This is a genomic window from Peribacillus sp. NJ4 (assembly GCF_030348345.1).
In the GTDB taxonomy this organism is placed as follows: Bacteria; Bacillota; Bacilli; order Bacillales; family DSM-1321; genus Peribacillus.
On sequence record NZ_JAUCFQ010000006.1, the window covers coordinates 39,828 to 55,983 of the forward strand.

27 protein-coding genes are annotated in these 16,156 nt (G+C 39.9%); 26 read left to right on the forward strand and 1 reads right to left on the reverse strand.

What is annotated here, in order from left to right:
- Positions 1 to 13 precede the first annotated feature (13 nt).
- The 25 genes from rplX to rpsI all read left to right on the forward strand — a co-directional run bounded on the left by rplX (position 14) and on the right by rpsI (position 13,718).
- Complete coding sequence (rplX, locus tag QUF94_RS26260; RefSeq protein WP_061440387.1) at positions 14 to 325, forward strand: 50S ribosomal protein L24; 312 nt, start codon at positions 14 to 16, stop codon at positions 323 to 325.
- A gap of 29 nt (positions 326 to 354) precedes the next feature.
- Positions 355 to 894: a 50S ribosomal protein L5 gene (gene rplE, locus QUF94_RS26265; RefSeq protein WP_034305000.1), complete on the forward strand. Its 540-nt coding sequence runs from the start codon at positions 355 to 357 to the stop codon at positions 892 to 894.
- A gap of 25 nt (positions 895 to 919) precedes the next feature.
- A complete protein-coding gene (locus tag QUF94_RS26270; protein ID WP_034304998.1) occupies positions 920 to 1,105 on the forward strand; it encodes a type Z 30S ribosomal protein S14 in 186 nt (61 codons plus the stop codon).
- A 30-nt stretch (positions 1,106 to 1,135) separates the two neighbouring features.
- Complete coding sequence (gene rpsH, locus QUF94_RS26275) at positions 1,136 to 1,534, forward strand: 30S ribosomal protein S8 (RefSeq protein WP_053349057.1); 399 nt, start codon at positions 1,136 to 1,138, stop codon at positions 1,532 to 1,534.
- Between the two features lie 30 nt (positions 1,535 to 1,564).
- Positions 1,565 to 2,101 (forward strand): 50S ribosomal protein L6, encoded by a 537-nt coding sequence (rplF, locus tag QUF94_RS26280; protein WP_289318648.1) that lies wholly within the window; start codon positions 1,565 to 1,567, stop codon positions 2,099 to 2,101.
- A gap of 32 nt (positions 2,102 to 2,133) precedes the next feature.
- Positions 2,134 to 2,496, forward strand: coding sequence for a 50S ribosomal protein L18 (rplR, locus tag QUF94_RS26285; protein WP_061440390.1), 363 nt, complete (start codon positions 2,134 to 2,136; stop codon positions 2,494 to 2,496).
- 22 nt (positions 2,497 to 2,518) lie between these two features.
- Positions 2,519 to 3,019 (forward strand): 30S ribosomal protein S5, encoded by a 501-nt coding sequence (gene rpsE / locus QUF94_RS26290; protein WP_034304987.1) that lies wholly within the window; start codon positions 2,519 to 2,521, stop codon positions 3,017 to 3,019.
- Between the two features lie 16 nt (positions 3,020 to 3,035).
- On the forward strand, positions 3,036 to 3,218 hold the full coding sequence (rpmD, locus tag QUF94_RS26295) for a 50S ribosomal protein L30 (RefSeq protein ID WP_289318649.1): 183 nt from the start codon (positions 3,036 to 3,038) through the stop codon (positions 3,216 to 3,218).
- 32 nt (positions 3,219 to 3,250) lie between these two features.
- Positions 3,251 to 3,691, forward strand: coding sequence for a 50S ribosomal protein L15 (gene rplO, locus QUF94_RS26300; protein ID WP_034304982.1), 441 nt, complete (start codon positions 3,251 to 3,253; stop codon positions 3,689 to 3,691).
- Positions 3,691 to 4,986, forward strand: coding sequence for a preprotein translocase subunit SecY (gene secY, locus QUF94_RS26305; protein WP_289318650.1), 1,296 nt, complete (start codon positions 3,691 to 3,693; stop codon positions 4,984 to 4,986). Before rplO ends, secY begins: the two co-directional genes overlap by 1 nt.
- Before the next feature lie 58 nt (positions 4,987 to 5,044).
- Entirely contained in the window at positions 5,045 to 5,698 is a 654-nt protein-coding gene (locus QUF94_RS26310; RefSeq protein WP_289318651.1) for an adenylate kinase, read from the forward strand.
- An 84-nt stretch (positions 5,699 to 5,782) separates the two neighbouring features.
- The gene (locus tag QUF94_RS29160) at positions 5,783 to 5,944 is read left to right on the forward strand and encodes a hypothetical protein (protein ID WP_214773328.1); all 162 of its coding nucleotides are present in this window, start codon (positions 5,783 to 5,785) and stop codon (positions 5,942 to 5,944) included.
- 21 nt (positions 5,945 to 5,965) lie between these two features.
- On the forward strand, positions 5,966 to 6,088 hold the full coding sequence (locus tag QUF94_RS29165; protein ID WP_289318652.1) for a M24 family metallopeptidase: 123 nt from the start codon (positions 5,966 to 5,968) through the stop codon (positions 6,086 to 6,088).
- 174 nt (positions 6,089 to 6,262) lie between these two features.
- The gene (infA, locus tag QUF94_RS26325) at positions 6,263 to 6,481 is read left to right on the forward strand and encodes a translation initiation factor IF-1 (protein ID WP_028390440.1); all 219 of its coding nucleotides are present in this window, start codon (positions 6,263 to 6,265) and stop codon (positions 6,479 to 6,481) included.
- A 40-nt stretch (positions 6,482 to 6,521) separates the two neighbouring features.
- Positions 6,522 to 6,635, forward strand: coding sequence for a 50S ribosomal protein L36 (gene rpmJ / locus QUF94_RS26330; RefSeq protein WP_003156543.1), 114 nt, complete (start codon positions 6,522 to 6,524; stop codon positions 6,633 to 6,635).
- Positions 6,636 to 6,657: 22 nt separating this feature from the next.
- The gene (gene rpsM / locus QUF94_RS26335; protein ID WP_057915228.1) at positions 6,658 to 7,023 is read left to right on the forward strand and encodes a 30S ribosomal protein S13; all 366 of its coding nucleotides are present in this window, start codon (positions 6,658 to 6,660) and stop codon (positions 7,021 to 7,023) included.
- A 22-nt stretch (positions 7,024 to 7,045) separates the two neighbouring features.
- On the forward strand, positions 7,046 to 7,435 hold the full coding sequence (rpsK, locus tag QUF94_RS26340; protein ID WP_028390438.1) for a 30S ribosomal protein S11: 390 nt from the start codon (positions 7,046 to 7,048) through the stop codon (positions 7,433 to 7,435).
- Positions 7,436 to 7,612: 177 nt separating this feature from the next.
- Positions 7,613 to 8,557, forward strand: coding sequence for a DNA-directed RNA polymerase subunit alpha (locus QUF94_RS26345; protein WP_053349049.1), 945 nt, complete (start codon positions 7,613 to 7,615; stop codon positions 8,555 to 8,557).
- Between the two features lie 82 nt (positions 8,558 to 8,639).
- Positions 8,640 to 9,002 carry a 50S ribosomal protein L17 gene (rplQ, locus tag QUF94_RS26350; protein WP_034304973.1) on the forward strand — a complete coding sequence of 121 codons (363 nt, stop codon included), beginning with the start codon at positions 8,640 to 8,642 and terminating at the stop codon, positions 9,000 to 9,002.
- Between the two features lie 364 nt (positions 9,003 to 9,366).
- On the forward strand, positions 9,367 to 10,206 hold the full coding sequence (locus QUF94_RS26355; RefSeq protein WP_289318653.1) for an energy-coupling factor ABC transporter ATP-binding protein: 840 nt from the start codon (positions 9,367 to 9,369) through the stop codon (positions 10,204 to 10,206).
- The gene (locus QUF94_RS26360; protein WP_289318654.1) at positions 10,182 to 11,048 is read left to right on the forward strand and encodes an energy-coupling factor ABC transporter ATP-binding protein; all 867 of its coding nucleotides are present in this window, start codon (positions 10,182 to 10,184) and stop codon (positions 11,046 to 11,048) included. The genes QUF94_RS26355 and QUF94_RS26360 overlap by 25 nt, the downstream gene beginning before the upstream one ends.
- Entirely contained in the window at positions 11,048 to 11,848 is an 801-nt protein-coding gene (locus QUF94_RS26365) for an energy-coupling factor transporter transmembrane component T family protein (RefSeq protein ID WP_289318655.1), read from the forward strand. Before QUF94_RS26360 ends, QUF94_RS26365 begins: the two co-directional genes overlap by 1 nt.
- An 11-nt stretch (positions 11,849 to 11,859) precedes the next feature.
- Positions 11,860 to 12,600 (forward strand): tRNA pseudouridine(38-40) synthase TruA, encoded by a 741-nt coding sequence (gene truA / locus QUF94_RS26370; RefSeq protein WP_289318656.1) that lies wholly within the window; start codon positions 11,860 to 11,862, stop codon positions 12,598 to 12,600.
- Between the two features lie 267 nt (positions 12,601 to 12,867).
- Positions 12,868 to 13,305 carry a 50S ribosomal protein L13 gene (gene rplM, locus QUF94_RS26375; RefSeq protein ID WP_034304960.1) on the forward strand — a complete coding sequence of 146 codons (438 nt, stop codon included), beginning with the start codon at positions 12,868 to 12,870 and terminating at the stop codon, positions 13,303 to 13,305.
- A 20-nt stretch (positions 13,306 to 13,325) separates the two neighbouring features.
- On the forward strand, positions 13,326 to 13,718 hold the full coding sequence (rpsI, locus tag QUF94_RS26380; RefSeq protein WP_034304957.1) for a 30S ribosomal protein S9: 393 nt from the start codon (positions 13,326 to 13,328) through the stop codon (positions 13,716 to 13,718).
- 185 nt (positions 13,719 to 13,903) lie between these two features.
- On the opposite strand, the gene QUF94_RS26385 is transcribed toward rpsI, so the two are convergent.
- Positions 13,904 to 15,352: a DHA2 family efflux MFS transporter permease subunit gene (locus tag QUF94_RS26385; RefSeq protein WP_289318657.1), complete on the reverse strand. Its 1,449-nt coding sequence runs from the start codon at positions 15,350 to 15,352 to the stop codon at positions 13,904 to 13,906.
- Positions 15,353 to 15,528: 176 nt separating this feature from the next.
- On the opposite strand from QUF94_RS26385, the gene QUF94_RS26390 reads away from it, so the two are divergent.
- Positions 15,529 to 16,077, forward strand: coding sequence for a TetR/AcrR family transcriptional regulator (locus tag QUF94_RS26390; RefSeq protein ID WP_289318658.1), 549 nt, complete (start codon positions 15,529 to 15,531; stop codon positions 16,075 to 16,077).
- Positions 16,078 to 16,156: the final 79 nt, after the last annotated feature.

The window sequence follows — 16,156 nt, forward strand, 5'->3', positions numbered from 1 at the left end:
AGGTGCCAAGCTAATGCATGTTAAAAAAGGTGACAAAGTCGTAGTCATCTCTGGTAAGGACAAAGGCAAACAAGGAACAATTCTTGAAGCATATCCGAAACAAAATCGTGTGCTTGTTGAAGGAATTAACATCGTGAAAAAGCATTCCAAGCCATCTCAAATTAATCCACAAGGTGGAATTATCAGCAGAGAAGCTGCTATTCACGTATCCAATGTAATGCCACTTGATCCTAAATCAGGTAAACCGACTCGTGTTGGATATAAGATTGAAAATGGTAAAAAAGTACGCGTAGCTAAAATATCAGGTGAATCTTTAGATAAATAAGTCATAAATGAAGGGAGGTACACTAAGCAATGAGCCGCCTTAAAGAAAAATTCAGAAGTGAAATTACACCATCATTGATGGGTAAATTCAACTATCAATCAGTAATGCAAGTACCAAACATTGAGAAAATCGTTATTAACATGGGTGTGGGTGACGCAGTATCTAACTCAAAAGCTTTAGATACAGCTGTTGAAGAACTTACATTGATCACTGGTCAAAAACCAGTTATAACAAAAGCTAAAAAATCAATCGCAGGCTTCCGTTTGCGTGAAGGTATGCCTATCGGAGCGAAAGTTACATTACGTGGAGAGCGTATGTATCAATTCCTTGATAAGCTAGTATCTGTATCTTTACCACGTGTACGTGATTTCCGCGGCGTTTCAAAGAAATCCTTTGACGGACGTGGGAACTATACATTAGGTGTTAAAGAACAACTTATCTTCCCTGAGATTGATTACGATAAAGTGAGCAAAGTTCGTGGTATGGATATCGTTATCGTAACGACTGCCAACACTGACGAAGAAGCTCGTGAACTACTTACTCAAGTTGGAATGCCGTTCCAAAAGTAATCTCTAAATAAAGGGAGGCGAAATCGTGGCTAAAAAGTCTATGATCGTAAAGCAAAAACGCGAACAAAAGTTTAAAGTACAAGAATATACACGTTGCGAACGTTGCGGACGTCCACATTCTGTATTACGTAAATTTAAACTTTGTCGTATTTGTTTCCGCGAACTTGCATATAAAGGACAAATTCCTGGCGTTAAAAAAGCTAGCTGGTAAAACCCGAGTTTGGGAAGGAGGTAAAATATAATGGTCATGACAGATCCTATTGCAGATATGCTTACTCGCATCCGTAATGCGAATATGGTTCGTCACGAAAAACTAGAAGTTCCTGCTTCAAAGATCAAGAAAGAAATTGCTGAGATCTTAAAGCGTGAAGGCTTCGTACGTGACTTTGAATTAATCGAAGACAACAAACAAGGTATCATCCGTATCTTCTTAAAATACGGTGCAAACAACGAACGTGTTATCACTGGTCTAAAACGTATCAGCAAACCTGGTTTGCGTGTATATGCAAAAACTGGAGAGGTACCACGCGTTCTTAACGGTTTAGGTATCGCAGTTGTTTCTACTTCTCACGGAGTTTTAACAGACAAGGAAGCTCGCTCTAAACAAGTTGGCGGAGAAGTTTTAGCATACGTTTGGTAATACATTTTCACAAGAATGGAGGTGCACAATATGTCTCGTATAGGTAAAAAACCTATTGAAATCCCTGCAGGCGTAACAGTTACTGTTAACGGAAGTGAAGTAACTGTTAAAGGACCTAAAGGTGAATTAACTAGATCATTCAATCCTGATCTTACAATCGTTGTTGAAGAGAACGTGTTAACTGTAACACGTCCGTCTGACGAGAAGGCTCACCGTTCTTTACACGGAACTACTCGCGCACTTATCTCTAACATGGTTGAAGGTGTATCAACAGGATTTGTAAAATCACTTGAACTTATTGGGGTTGGGTACCGTGCACAAAAGCAAGGTACTAAGCTTATCCTTAACGTTGGATATTCCCACCCTGTAGAAATAGAACCAGAAGCGGGCGTTGAAGTCGAAGTTCCTTCTAATACAAAAGTAATCATCAAAGGTGCAAACAAAGAACGTGTAGGAGCTCTAGCAGCTAATATCCGTGATGTTCGCCCACCTGAACCGTATAAAGGTAAAGGTATTCGTTACGAAGGCGAATTCGTTCGTCGTAAAGAAGGTAAAACTGGTAAGTAATGCCGCATAAGTAAACGAAAGGAGTGACGTAAATGATTACGAAGCTTGATAAAAATGCTACTCGTCAGAAAAGACATGCACGTGTACGTGCTAAGCTTTCTGGAACAGAAGCTCGTCCTCGTTTAAATGTGTTTCGTTCAAACAAACACATTTACGCACAATTAATTGACGATGCACAAGGCGTAACATTAGCAAGTGCTTCAACTCTTGATAAAGAGATCAGTATCGAAGCTAGTAGCAATGCTGAAGCAGCTCAAAAAGTTGGCGAACTTATTGCGAAACGTGCTGTTGAAAAAGGTTTCAAAGCTGTGGTATTTGACCGCGGTGGTTACCTCTTCCATGGTCGTGTTAAAGCATTGGCTGACGCTGCTCGTGAAAACGGCTTAGAATTTTAATGGATAAGGAGGGACATAACAGATGCGTAGCATTGATCCTAATAAATTAGAACTTGAAGAACGCGTAGTTACAGTAAATCGTGTAGCTAAAGTTGTTAAAGGCGGACGTCGTTTCCGTTTCACTGCACTAGTTGTTGTTGGTGATAAAAATGGTCATGTTGGATTTGGTACTGGTAAAGCTCAAGAAGTTCCGGATGCTATCCGTAAAGCTATTGAGGATGCTAAGAAAAATCTAATTACAGTACCAATGGTTGGAACTACAATTCCTCACCTTGTGAACGGTCGCTATGGCGCAGGTCACATTCTATTGAAACCAGCTTCTGAAGGTACAGGAGTAATTGCTGGTGGTCCTGTTCGTGCGGTACTTGAATTAGGCGGAGTTAGCGATATCTTGTCTAAATCACTAGGTACTAATACACCTATTAATATGGTTCGCGCAACAATTGAAGGATTGAAGCAATTGAAACGTGCTGAAGACGTAGCTAAGTTACGTGGAAAATCAGTACAAGAACTGTTAGGATAAGGAGGGAAATCGAATTATGGCTAATAAATTAGAAATTACCCTCACTCGCAGCTTGATTGGTCGTCCAGAAGATCAACGTGTTACAGTTAACACTTTGGGTTTACGCAAAATGCATCAAACGGTTACTCATGAAGATAACCCTGCGATTCGCGGTATGATTACCAAAGTTGCTCATCTTGTTACTGTAAAAGAACAATAAAATAATTTTTAACTTAACAAGGAGGTGCCAACATGAAACTTCATGAGTTAAAAGCTGCAGAAGGTTCTCGTAAAGAACGTAAACGTAAAGGTCGCGGTATTGGATCTGGTAACGGTAAAACAGCAGGTAAAGGACATAAAGGACAAAACGCTCGCTCCGGCGGCGGTGTGCGTCTTGGATTTGAAGGGGGACAAACTCCTCTATTCAGACGTCTACCTAAACGTGGATTTACCAACATCAACCGTAAAGACTATGCTATCGTGAATCTCGATACGTTAAATCTTTTCGAAGACGGTACTGAAGTAACACCAGCTCTTTTACTTGAGACTGGAGTTGTAAGTAAAGAAAAAGCAGGAATCAAAATTCTTGCCAAAGGAAGCATTGAGAAAAAGCTTACTGTTAAAGCTCACAAATTCTCGTCTACTGCTAAAGAAGCTATCGAAGCTGCTGGCGGTAATACAGAGGTGATCTAATGTTTCGCACGATCTCCAATTTTATGCGCGTGGGTGAAATAAGGAATAAGATTATTTTTACCCTTCTAATGTTAATCGTCTATCGCATCGGTACATTTATACCTGTACCGCATGTGAATGCCGATTTTCTCGCTGAACAGGACCAGCTGAGCGTCATCGGTCTTTTAAATACCTTTGGCGGCGGAGCACTACAAAACTTTTCCATATTAGCGATGGGTATCATGCCATACATCACGGCATCTATCATCGTTCAACTATTACAGATGGATGTTGTACCTAAGTTCACTGAATGGTCTAAACAAGGAGAAGCAGGGCGCCGTAAATTAGCTCAATTCACTCGTTACTTCACTATTATCCTAGGATTCATCCAAGCTTTGGGTATGTCTTATGGGTTCAATAATATGTCAGGTGGCCAATTGATTGAAAATCCTGGAATTGCAACATACTTGCTTATTGCGACTGTCTTAACGGCAGGAACAGCTTTTCTTTTGTGGTTAGGGGAGCTGATCACTGCTAAGGGTGTGGGTAATGGGATTTCCATCATAATCTTTGCTGGTATCGTAGCTAGTTTGCCAACTACGGCAAATCAGATCTACGCCCAACAATTTGAAAATGCCGGGGATCAATTATTCTTACGAATCATAACGATTATCCTCATTGTTTTAGCAGTATTAGCAATCGTGGTTGCTGTCATCTTCATTCAGCAGGCATTACGAAAAATTCCTATTCAGTATGCGAAACGTGCTGCGGTAGGTCGTACACAAATGGGTGGCCAGTCTACACATTTACCATTGAAAGTAAATGCTGCGGGGGTTATTCCGGTAATCTTTGCAATGGCATTTATCATTACTCCAACTACAATCGCTTCTTTCTTCGGAAAGAACAGCGTCACTAGTTGGATATCAACAAATCTTGATTACACCAAGCCAATTGGTATGATCATTTATGTTGCTCTTATCATTGCTTTTGCGTATTTTTATGCATTCATTCAGGTTAACCCTGAACAAATGGCTGAGAATTTGAAAAAGCAAGGTGGCTATGTGCCGGGGATTCGTCCAGGTAAGAGTACACAAGAATATTTAACACGTGTTTTATACCGATTAACGTTTGTAGGCTCTATATTCTTAGCCATCATTGCCGTTTTACCGGTATTTTTCATTAAGCTTGCTGATCTACCTCAATCTGCACAGATTGGTGGCACTAGTTTGCTAATCGTAGTGGGGGTTGCCCTTGATACGATGAAGCAACTGGAATCACAACTTGTGAAGAGACACTATAAAGGCTTTATAAAGTAATGAGTTTTGGGAACGGTTTGTTCCCTTTACCCATTATAGAGTTTGAGGGGGAAGAAAATTGAATCTAGTGTTAATGGGTCTGCCGGGTGCTGGTAAGGGCACTCAAGCTGAACAAATCGTAGAAAAATATAATATCCCTCATATTTCTACTGGAGATATGTTCCGAACAGCTATCAAAGATGGAACAGAATTAGGTCTAAAGGCAAAATCATTCATGGACAAAGGCGAATTGGTACCTGATGAAGTTACCATTGGCATTGTACGTGAACGTTTAAGCAAGGAAGACTGCCTAAAGGGTTTTTTGCTTGATGGATTTCCACGTACTGTGGCACAGGCAGAGGCACTTGAAAGCATTCTTACTGATTTAGATCGAAAAATAAATTTTGTCATTAATATCGATGTGGATAAAAGCATCTTAATGGAAAGATTGACAGGACGTCGTATTTGCAAATCATGTGGTGCGACATATCATCTTGTATTCAATCCTCCTGCTAAAGATGATGTATGCGACCGCTGTGGCGGAGAATTATATCAACGTGCTGACGATAATGAAGAAACGGTTCAAAATCGCTTAGATGTGAATTTGAAACAAACCAAGCCACTTCTTGATTTCTACGGAGACAAAGGATACTTGGTCAACATTAATGGACAGCAAGATATTAATAAGGTATTTGAAAATATCGATGTGTTATTAGGTGCTTTGCAAAATTAATCATTCGTATTGATTTATGAAATTCATACCATTTTTATATCTTACTAGTTAAACTTGGTGCATTCCTTTAATACAAAGGGTATAATGGATTTCGCGAGAGCATTCGCACATTTATTAATCAGGTTCTTGTACTTGGTATTCCCTGAATTGGGCGATTACTTTTTAAGTGATCTTCATGGACATATCCGGTCGGCAAAATTGATGAAGAAATGCAGTGACTCTATTGGGATTCCTAAAGAGTCGTGATATAGAGGGTTGAAAGAAGCTATGTCAGGCGTGCGCCTTTCAAACATCTCCCATGCTATTCAAACCTATGTCGAGACTAATTGCTTCTCTATTCGAGAGTATGTCGGTCACGGAATCGGTCAAGACTTACATGAGGACCCATAAAATCCTCATTTCGGTCCAACTGATAAAGGTCCTCAGTTAAAGCCTGGTTCTACAAAATGGTGAATACTTGATGCAGAATTGTAAGACTTATGAGGATAATTGGACTGTAGTAATGTTGACGGAAAGATGTGTACCTTTAATAGGTTCACGCATAGAGAAGGGAGAATCACTTTAATGGCGAAAGATGATGTAATTGAAGTAGAAGGCACAGTACAAGAGACTTTGCCAAATGCAATGTTTAAGGTAGAATTAGAAAATGGTCATACTGTTTTAGCTCATGTATCCGGTAAAATTCGTATGCACTTTATTCGCATTTTGCCTGGAGATAAAGTTACGGTTGAGCTTTCCCCGTATGATCTAACTCGCGGCAGAATCACATACCGGTTCAAATAATCCGGTTACGCTCCGATCTGTATAAGGAGGTTAGATAGCAATGAAAGTCAGACCATCAGTCAAACCAATCTGCGAAAAGTGTAAAGTTATCCGCAGAAAAGGTAAAGTTATGGTTATTTGCGAAAACCCTAAACATAAACAAAAACAAGGCTAAATAGAAGGAGGTGCACTCAAGCATGGCACGTATTGCTGGAGTAGATATTCCCCGTGACAAACGTATTGTTATCTCATTAACATATATATATGGTATTGGAAAACAAACAGCGATGAAAGTTCTTGCAGAAGCAGGCGTTTCTGAAGAAACTCGCGTTCGTGACTTAACGGAAGACGAATTGAATAAAATTCGTGATATCATTGACAAGCTTAAAGTAGAAGGCGACCTTCGTCGTGAAATCTCCCTAAACATCAAACGTTTAATGGAAATCGGTTCTTACCGTGGTTTACGTCACCGTCGTGGTCTTCCTGTCCGCGGTCAAAATACAAAAAACAATGCTCGTACGCGTAAAGGACCTCGTCGTACTGTAGCTAACAAGAAAAAATAATTAGTAAAGGAGGTTACTTTTCATGGCACGTAAAACTAATACACGTAAACGTCGTGTGAAAAAGAATATAGAAACTGGTATTGCACATATTCGTTCAACTTTCAATAACACTATCGTTACGATCACTGACTCTCATGGTAATGCTATTTCTTGGTCAAGTGCTGGAGCTCTAGGATTCCGTGGATCTCGTAAATCCACTCCATTTGCTGCACAAATGGCTGCTGAAACAGCTGCTAAAACATCAATTGAACATGGTATGAAAACTCTTGAAGTTACAGTTAAAGGACCTGGTGCTGGACGTGAAGCTGCTATTCGTGCACTTCAAGCTGCTGGCCTAGAAGTAACTGCAATTAAAGATGTAACTCCAGTTCCACATAACGGATGCCGTCCACCAAAACGTCGCCGTGTTTAATTTTTCTGTATAGATTTTGTATTCCTGTCAATAATGGGATATAATACTGAGTTTGCGTTCTTACAGAGGATTAATTTTCAGTTGTTGCGCACAGCGGGAACGTATACATGGGGAATTTCGGTTTAAGTGACTTAGTTTACTTGCCGGGGTTTTGACGTTTTGAAGGAGGGTTTATTGATGATCGAAATAGAAAAACCAAAAATCGAAACGGTTGAAATCAACGACGATACCAAATTCGGTAAATTCGTCGTAGAGCCACTAGAGCGTGGGTATGGTACTACATTGGGTAACTCCTTACGTCGTATCCTTTTATCCTCACTCCCAGGTGCTGCTGTCACAGCTATACAAATTGATGGAGTGCTACATGAGTTCTCAACAATTGAAGGCGTCGTGGAAGATGTAACATCTATCATTCTTAATGTGAAAAAACTAGCTCTTAAGATTTACTCTGATGAAGAGAAGACGCTGGAAATTGACGTTCAAGGTGACGGAGTCATCACGGCTGCTGATATCACTCATGATAGTGATGTAGAAATTCTTAATCCGGATTTATATATTGCTACAATTGGTAAAAACGGTCATATGCGTATGCGTTTATCTGCACGTCGCGGCCGCGGCTACACTCCTGCTGTTCAAAACAAGAGAGAAGATCAACCAATTGGTGTAATTCCAATCGATGCTCTTTACACTCCAGTTTCACGCGTATCTTTCCAAGTTGAAAATACACGTGTTGGACAGTTGTCTAACTTTGACAAGTTAACGTTCGATGTTTGGACTGATGGCAGTACGGGTCCGCAAGAAGCGGTAGCACTTGGAGCTAAGATTTTAACAGAGCATTTAAATATCTTTGTTGGGTTAACCGATGAAGCTCAAAATGCTGAAATCATGGTTGAAAAAGAAGAAGATCAAAAAGAAAAAGTTCTTGAGATGACGATCGAAGAATTAGACCTTTCTGTTCGTTCTTACAACTGCTTGAAACGTGCTGGAATCAATACCGTTCAAGAGCTAGCTCATAAAACGGAAGAAGATATGATGAAAGTACGTAATCTAGGCCGTAAATCACTTGAAGAAGTGAAAGCGAAACTAGAAGAATTAGGCTTAGGTCTTCGTAAAGACGACTGATAACATGGCGGAATCAATCCATTATGTTGTGAGCCTTGTTTAGACACACAATATAGAACTTCAACAAAGGAGGGAATCTCTAATGGGTTACAGAAAGTTAGGACGCACTAGCGCACAACGTAAAGCATTACTTCGTGATTTAGCTACGGATCTTATTATCCATGAGCGCATTGAAACTACTGAAGCACGTGCAAAGGAATTACGTTCTGTAGTAGATAAAATGATCACTCTTGGTAAACGTGGTGACTTGCATGCACGCCGTCAAGCTGCATCATTCATCCGTAACGAAATCGCTGACGCTGAGAATGGCACAGATGCCCTTCAAAAACTATTCAGTGACGTGGCTCCACGTTATGAAGAACGTCAAGGTGGATACACTCGTATCATGAAAGTTGGTCCACGCCGCGGTGACGGTGCACCAGTCGTGGTTATTGAATTAGTTTAATAACAACGATGAAAAAGGGCGGGACAATTGAATAAACTCACTTGTTCTATGCCCTTTTTCTTTTTTTAAATAGAAATTCTGTTATTTAGAAATTCGCATTGAGTGTTACGATGGCTGGCGGAACCTGTTTATACAGGGAGCCTTCACGTCTAGCTCAAGCATCCCTTCCCGCTTTTGATAAGCGATTATAAGATAACCTGTTTTTCGTAACAGGCCCGCTGTAAGCTGCTCTTAATTTACCGAAAATTCTTTCGGTGGAAGGGGTGCAGCGTTTTTTTATATTTTCAGAAGAAATACCACTATGTTTATGTTGATTGAGCAGAGTTTAGATTAGACGAGTGCAGTCGAGGATGAGGAGGGCCACATGGGGAAGAAGCTGGTTTCTTTAAATAATATTATTTTTAAATATGAGGGTCAGTCTCGAAACGCCTTGGATGATGTTTCATTTGATATTCATCAGGGGGAGTGGCTTGCGATTGTCGGGCATAATGGTTCTGGCAAGTCGACATTAGCGAAGTTACTGAATGGACTTCAGTTCGCTAACTCAGGTACCATTACGATTAATGATCAACTATTGACGGAAGAAACTGTTTGGGATGCGCGCCAAAAAATTGGCATGGTTTTTCAAAACCCAGATAATCAATTTGTAGGCACTACAGTTCAGGATGATGTGGCTTTTGGTTTAGAAAACGCCGGTGTTTCTCAGCAGGTTATGGTGGAGCGTGTTCATGGTGCGTTAAATAAGGTTAAAATGAATGCCTTTCTTAATCAAGAGCCGCACCATCTATCCGGCGGTCAAAAGCAAAGAGTGGCCATAGCAGGTGTAATAGCCTTGCAGCCAGACATAATCATCTTAGATGAAGCAACCTCCATGCTTGACCCAAGAGGCCGTGAAGAAGTGCTTGAAACAGTTAGGGAGTTAAAACAGGAAAACGAGATTACCGTCATATCAATCACCCATGATCTTGAGGAAGCTGCGAAAGCTGATCGAATGATAGTCATGAACCAAGGTCGGTTATATCGTGAAGGACCGCCTCAGGATATTTTTGAATTAGAGGAAGAATTAATTGCTCTTGGTCTGGATATTCCCTTTTCAGTGAAACTTACCAAAGAGTTACAAAAAAATGGTGTTCGTGTGGTTGATGGGCATTTGACAGAGGAAGAGTTGGTGAAGGATTTATGCGAATTACACTCGATGATGTAGAATACCGCTATCAGGTGAATACTCCTTTTGAACATCTCGCCCTTCATGATGTCAATATTTCAATGGAGCCGGGAACCTATACCGCAATCATCGGGCATACAGGGTCCGGGAAATCGACGCTACTGCAGCATTTGAATGCTCTTTTAAAACCGACGAAGGGTCGGGTCTTCATTGGGGACCGGACGATCGAGGCTGGAAGAAAAGAAAAGGCATTGCGGCCAATTAGACAAAAGGTCGGAATTGTTTTTCAGTTTCCGGAACATCAGCTATTTGATGAAACGGTTGAAAAGGATATATGTTTCGGACCTATGAATTTTGGGGTTTCTGAAACCGATGCTAAGAAACTGGCCAGGAAAGCCATCGCTCAAGTTGGATTGAGTGAGGAAATTCTTGAAAAATCTCCATTCGATCTATCCGGCGGACAAATGCGGCGGGTGGCCATTGCCGGGGTACTTGCCATGGAGCCGGAAGTATTGGTACTGGATGAGCCTACAGCGGGACTGGATCCACGGGGACGCAAAGAAATAATGAACATGTTTTATGATTTGCATAAAGTAAGGGGCATTTCTACAATTCTAGTGACACATAGTATGGAGGATGCAGCAAAGTACGCGGATGACATCATTATCATGCACCAGGGTACGGTGTTCAAAAAAGGGACTCCGCAGGAAATCTTCTCCGAGCCAGAACAATTACTTGAGCTTGGCCTGGATGTACCTGATACGGTACGTTTTCAGCTCAAGCTCCAGAAGGAACTTGGGGTTAGATTTGATCAACCGTGTCTTAATATCGGTGATTTAGCGATAGAAATAGATAAAGCCATGAAACGGGGGAACCGCTGATGCTGGATAAAATGATTATCGGGCGCTATGTACCTGCTGACTCCCTGATACACAGGATGGATCCAAGGGCTAAATTACTCCTTGTGTTTCTGTTTGTTTGTGTCATCTTTTTGGCGAATAATGTCGTTTCTTATGGTTTACTCGCGGTATTCACCATCCTTTTGATTAGCCTTTCGAAGATACCCCTTCGCTATCTTTATAATGGGTTAAAACCTATCTTTTTCTTAATCGTGTTTACTTTCCTTCTCCATATATTATTTACGAAAGAAGGGGAATTGCTTTTTGAATACGGTTGGTTCGAGATCTATGAAGGCGGTTTGATTCAAGGTTTGTTCATATCCGTAAGATTTACTTTACTAATCCTTGTTACGTCACTATTAACATTGACGACAACTCCGATATCCATTACAGATGGAATGGAAGAGCTGTTGGGTCCCTTGAAAAAGTGGAAAATGCCTGTACACGAACTAGCATTGATGATGTCCATTGCCCTTCGGTTCATTCCAACGCTAATGGAGGAAACGGAAAAAATCATGAAGGCTCAAACTGCAAGGGGAGTTGACTTTTCATCTGGTCCAGTAAAGGACAGGGTTAAATCGATTGTACCGCTGCTTGTTCCTTTATTTGTGAGTTCATTCAAACGGGCAGAAGAATTGGCAACTGCCATGGAATCAAGAGGATATCGTGGTGGGGAAGGCCGCACGAAATACCGCCAATTGGACTGGAAGACGAGTGATAGCCTTTTAATGGTCTCAATAGGTCTTCTTACGGTCATGTTATTTTTATTACGTTCATATTAAGGAAGAGTACTATGCCAAAATATAAATGTGTGATCGCGTATGACGGCACGGGTTTCGCTGGGTATCAGGTGCAGCCTGAGAAACGAACCATACAAAGTGAATTCGAGGCAGTCTTAGCACAAATGCACAAAGGCTCAATTATAAAGGTGACTGCTTCAGGCAGGACAGATTCAGGGGTCCATGCAAAGGGGCAGGTCATTCACTTTGAATCGCCCCTTACATTTCCTACTGAAAATTGGGTAAAGGCGTTCAGCGCCCTTCTTCCGACCGATATTGTCGTTTTGGAAGTCGATATCGTGCCTGACGATTTTCACGCGAGGTTCCATACGACTGGGAAAGAGTACCGTTATATCGTAGCCCGATCCAATCTACGGGATCCGTTCCAACGTAATTACGCCTACCATTATCCCTACCCATTAGATGGGAAGGCGATGAGGGAAGCCATTTCCTATTTGATAGGGACACATGACTTTACAAGTTTTTGTTCGGCAAAAACGGAAGTGGTCGATAAAGTTCGAACCATTCAAGAAATCGATTTTGAAGAGAGCGATGGCGTCATGGTTTTTCGCTTCGTTGGGGAAGGTTTTCTGTATAATATGGTACGTATCTTGGTTGGGACACTCCTGGAAGTCGGCAGCGGGAAGATGGCACCCCGGGATATGATCGGGATATTGGATAAAAAAGACCGCAGTTTTGCAGGGAAAACAGCACCAGCCCAAGGCTTGTATTTATGGAAAGTATTTTACAAATAAAAATATTTCTCGTGTGATACCAGTTTTTTTACAACTGATAAACGGGAAGAAATCAGTAATGGAGCGGTTTGGCGCTATACTGACCTTTTCATGGAGTTGCAGAGAGTATTTTATAGACAACTTATCCTAGTGTAACATTCCCTTGACAATGAATCTGGGAGAAGTTAATATAATATGGTATGTATTTTAATCCCACGATAAGCCCCGGAAGTTTATTGTGATTGAAAATAAATATAAAAAATTAAAAAGTTTTTTAGGAGGTTAACCATGCGTACGACATTTATGGCGAAAGCTAATGAAGTAGAACGTAAATGGTATGTGATTGACGCTGAAGGCAAAACTTTGGGTCGCCTTTCTACTGAAGTAGCATCCATCTTACGTGGTAAACATAAACCAACTTTTACACCTAACATTGACACTGGTGATCATGTAATTCTAATCAATGTTGAAAAAATCCACTTGACTGGTAAAAAATTGACTGACAAAATTTATTACCGTCACACTATGCATCCAGGCGGTCTTAAAACTAGAACTGCTCTTGAAATGCGTACAAACTACCCTGAGAGAATGCTTGAACTTGCTATCAAAGGTATGCTTCCAAAGAATTCTCTTGGTCGTCAAATCTACAAAAAATTACACGTATACGCTGGAGCTGAGCACCCTCACGCTGCTCAACAACCAGAAGTATACGAATTACGCGGATAATTACTAAGGAGGTTACTATCTTGGCACAAGTTCAATATTATGGTACTGGTCGCCGTAAGAGCTCAGTAGCTCGTGTACGTTTAGTACCAGGCGAAGGTCGCATCGTTATTAACGGTCGTGACATTAATGAATATATTCCTTTCGCAGCATTACGTGAAGTTGTTAACCAACCACTAGTTGCAACGGAAACTACTGGAAATTACGACGTTCTAGTAAACGTTAGCGGTGGTGGATACACTGGTCAAGCTGGAGCAATCCGTCACGGTATCGCTCGTGCATTGCTTCAAGTTGATCCAGAATACCGTCCATCTCTTAAAACTGCTGGTTTACTAACTCGTGACCCACGTATGAAAGAACGTAAAAAATACGGTCTTAAAGGCGCACGTCGTGCACCTCAGTTCTCAAAACGTTAATTCTATTACCGTTTCAAAGGCTCTCAACCATTTTGGTTGGGGGTCTTTTTTTATCAGGAAAAAGATTTTGATCATATCATGCTCCATGAACCTTATTGTGTGGGACTGAAATATATTAAAAATAATAAAGCATATCTGGGATATCCCAGATATGCTTTATTTTAAAGACTCCATTGTTAATAATTTTAGTTATGGGATTCACTTTCACTTTTTTTGATTGTGGCTTTTTTAGGCATAAAACATGTAAAAATTAACGCCACAATAGATAAGATTAACATAAAAACATAGGCGTCACTTGAGCCAAAGATAGAAGCTAATGACTCTAGTCGTATAGCTGTAATGTTTTCATTTTGCACTGATAGCTCAGAGGCATGTAAAGTTGCTTGCATTGTATACACTGTGATGACAACTGCTGTGCCGATAGCACCTGACAATTGGCGAATGGTATTATTTACAGCTGAACCATGGGAACCCAATTCTCGTGGTAAAGCATTTAACCCTGCTGTATTTAAAGGCATGGTAATAAAGCTTAATCCAATTCGTAAAATAATGGTACGAACCATTAAATACATATAGGTTGTTGATTCGTTTACATCAATGACTCCCCACATCGAAACAATGATAAATAGTAAACCTGTAATAAAGAGTGGTTTAGCACCGTATTTGTCATACATTTTACCTGTGATAGGGGATAAGAAGGCATTAATGACAGCTCCAGGTAATAACAGCAAACCTGCTTCAAATGCTGTAAAACCTCGTCCATTCTGCAAGTAAATTGGTAAAAGTATTAAATCCGCATACATAATCATTGTAATTAGTACATTGATGAATGATGTGAGAGTGAAAATTTTATACTTAAATACGGATAAATTTAATAATGGATCATTGGATTTCATTTGACGTATACAGAATAGAGTCGTCACGATTATTCCGACGATAATTGTAGTTATGACAACGAGATTATCCCACCCCTTGCTTCCTGCGCTACTAAATCCAAATAAAATACAGCCAAAACCAATCGTTGATAAAATGACACTTGTGATATCTAATTTTGCTTTTGTTGTCTCCGCAACATTCATTAAATATTTGAACGCTAGAACAATGACAATTAATATAAATGGGATTAACCCAATAAATAGCCATCTCCATGAAACATACTCAATGATAAAACCAGATAATGTAGGAGCGATGGCTGGAGCAAAAATCATCGCAAAGCCAATTGTCCCCATAATACTTCCACGCTTTTCGCTAGGATATAAATATAAAATAACTGTCATCATTAGAGGCATAATAATCCCGGCACCAATTGCTTGAATCATTCTTCCTGTTAAAAGCATGCCAAAATTCATCGCACATGCACAAATTACCGATCCGATGAGCAAAAAAAACATTGAGCTAATAAATAGCTGCCTTGTTGTAAACCGTTTCATTAAAAAAGCAGTAATTGGTACTAAAACACCGTTTACTAGCATAAAGCCTGTTGATAACCATTGTACAGTTGCAGCCGTTACATGAAATACGTCCATTAAGCCACTCAATGCAACATTTAATAAAGTCTGATTTAATGTTGATAAAAAACAGCCAGCAATCAATACAATTAATAATACTTTTTTATTTCCTTCTGTTATGTCCATTTCTTTCGACAACCCCTTTATTTTTGTCTTGCATTCTCAACATCGTGTCGATAAAATCGATGGTAACAAAAATACATGTTCCTTACCATGAACAGTTTTCATGAAAATGTTCACTAATCGACATAGAAATATATGCTGTTGAGAAAGTAAAAGAAAAAACTATAAAGGAGTTAAAAATGTCTATACCTAAAAAAGAAGATCCTCGTACAATTCGTTCTAGAGAAATGTTTAAAAATGCGGTCATTGCTCTCTTATGCGAGGATCCCGCAATTTCAAATTTAACGGTTCAGAAAATCGCAGCCAATGCAGGATTAAATCGGACAACATTTTACTTGCATTACCAGGATATTCAAGATTTACTAACGCAAATCACCGATGAGATTTTAAATGAGCTTTCTGATAAAATTGTTGCTTTAATACATGCAAAAGATTTATCAGAAAAACAACAGCTAACACAATTGCTTGATTACTTATATATCCATCGAAATTATTTACTTATTTTATTTAATACGAATCAGTTTGAGGAACAATTGTTTTCATTATTAAAGCAATTAGTAGAAATAAGGAGGAAGAATTCCAAGAAGGATTTACCTGCTGATTATGTTGCCATTGATATTAAAACAGCCTCCTTGGTAGGCATTATAATATGGTGGTTAAGACAGGGGCTTCATTTTAGTTCAGATTATATTGCCAATCAAATTTATTTAATGTACAGAGTGCACTGATTCTACTTTCGTTTGAATCAACTTTGAATTTCATTAATGTCGGGGTTTTGTTCTGATGTTTTAGATTTTCACAGTTTTT

Excerpts from the sequence above, each read along its gene's own strand:
- rplX (WP_061440387.1), top strand. The coding sequence starts at position 14 with ATGCATGTTAAAAAAGGTGACAAAGTCGTAGTCATCTCTGGTAAGGAC.
- truA (WP_289318656.1), top strand. The coding sequence starts at position 11,860 with ATGCCAAAATATAAATGTGTGATCGCGTATGACGGCACGGGTTTCGCT.
- rpmD (WP_289318649.1), top strand. The coding sequence starts at position 3,036 with ATGGCTAATAAATTAGAAATTACCCTCACTCGCAGCTTGATTGGTCGT.
- rpsE (WP_034304987.1), top strand. The coding sequence starts at position 2,519 with ATGCGTAGCATTGATCCTAATAAATTAGAACTTGAAGAACGCGTAGTT.
- rplO (WP_034304982.1), top strand. The coding sequence starts at position 3,251 with ATGAAACTTCATGAGTTAAAAGCTGCAGAAGGTTCTCGTAAAGAACGT.
- rpsK (WP_028390438.1), top strand. The coding sequence starts at position 7,046 with ATGGCACGTAAAACTAATACACGTAAACGTCGTGTGAAAAAGAATATA.
- rpmJ (WP_003156543.1), top strand. The coding sequence starts at position 6,522 with ATGAAAGTCAGACCATCAGTCAAACCAATCTGCGAAAAGTGTAAAGTT.
- rplF (WP_289318648.1), top strand. The coding sequence starts at position 1,565 with ATGTCTCGTATAGGTAAAAAACCTATTGAAATCCCTGCAGGCGTAACA.
- QUF94_RS29160 (WP_214773328.1), top strand. The coding sequence starts at position 5,783 with ATGGATTTCGCGAGAGCATTCGCACATTTATTAATCAGGTTCTTGTAC.
- QUF94_RS29165 (WP_289318652.1), top strand. The coding sequence starts at position 5,966 with ATGTCAGGCGTGCGCCTTTCAAACATCTCCCATGCTATTCAAACCTAT.
- QUF94_RS26390 (WP_289318658.1), top strand. The coding sequence starts at position 15,529 with ATGTCTATACCTAAAAAAGAAGATCCTCGTACAATTCGTTCTAGAGAA.
- rpsM (WP_057915228.1), top strand. The coding sequence starts at position 6,658 with ATGGCACGTATTGCTGGAGTAGATATTCCCCGTGACAAACGTATTGTT.
- secY (WP_289318650.1), top strand. The coding sequence starts at position 3,691 with ATGTTTCGCACGATCTCCAATTTTATGCGCGTGGGTGAAATAAGGAAT.
- rplR (WP_061440390.1), top strand. The coding sequence starts at position 2,134 with ATGATTACGAAGCTTGATAAAAATGCTACTCGTCAGAAAAGACATGCA.
- rplE (WP_034305000.1), top strand. The coding sequence starts at position 355 with ATGAGCCGCCTTAAAGAAAAATTCAGAAGTGAAATTACACCATCATTG.
- QUF94_RS26365 (WP_289318655.1), top strand. The coding sequence starts at position 11,048 with ATGCTGGATAAAATGATTATCGGGCGCTATGTACCTGCTGACTCCCTG.
- infA (WP_028390440.1), top strand. The coding sequence starts at position 6,263 with ATGGCGAAAGATGATGTAATTGAAGTAGAAGGCACAGTACAAGAGACT.
- QUF94_RS26345 (WP_053349049.1), top strand. The coding sequence starts at position 7,613 with ATGATCGAAATAGAAAAACCAAAAATCGAAACGGTTGAAATCAACGAC.
- QUF94_RS26385 (WP_289318657.1), bottom strand. The coding sequence starts at position 15,352 with ATGGACATAACAGAAGGAAATAAAAAAGTATTATTAATTGTATTGATT.
- rplM (WP_034304960.1), top strand. The coding sequence starts at position 12,868 with ATGCGTACGACATTTATGGCGAAAGCTAATGAAGTAGAACGTAAATGG.
- QUF94_RS26360 (WP_289318654.1), top strand. The coding sequence starts at position 10,182 with ATGCGAATTACACTCGATGATGTAGAATACCGCTATCAGGTGAATACT.
- rpsH (WP_053349057.1), top strand. The coding sequence starts at position 1,136 with ATGGTCATGACAGATCCTATTGCAGATATGCTTACTCGCATCCGTAAT.
- QUF94_RS26355 (WP_289318653.1), top strand. The coding sequence starts at position 9,367 with ATGGGGAAGAAGCTGGTTTCTTTAAATAATATTATTTTTAAATATGAG.
- rplQ (WP_034304973.1), top strand. The coding sequence starts at position 8,640 with ATGGGTTACAGAAAGTTAGGACGCACTAGCGCACAACGTAAAGCATTA.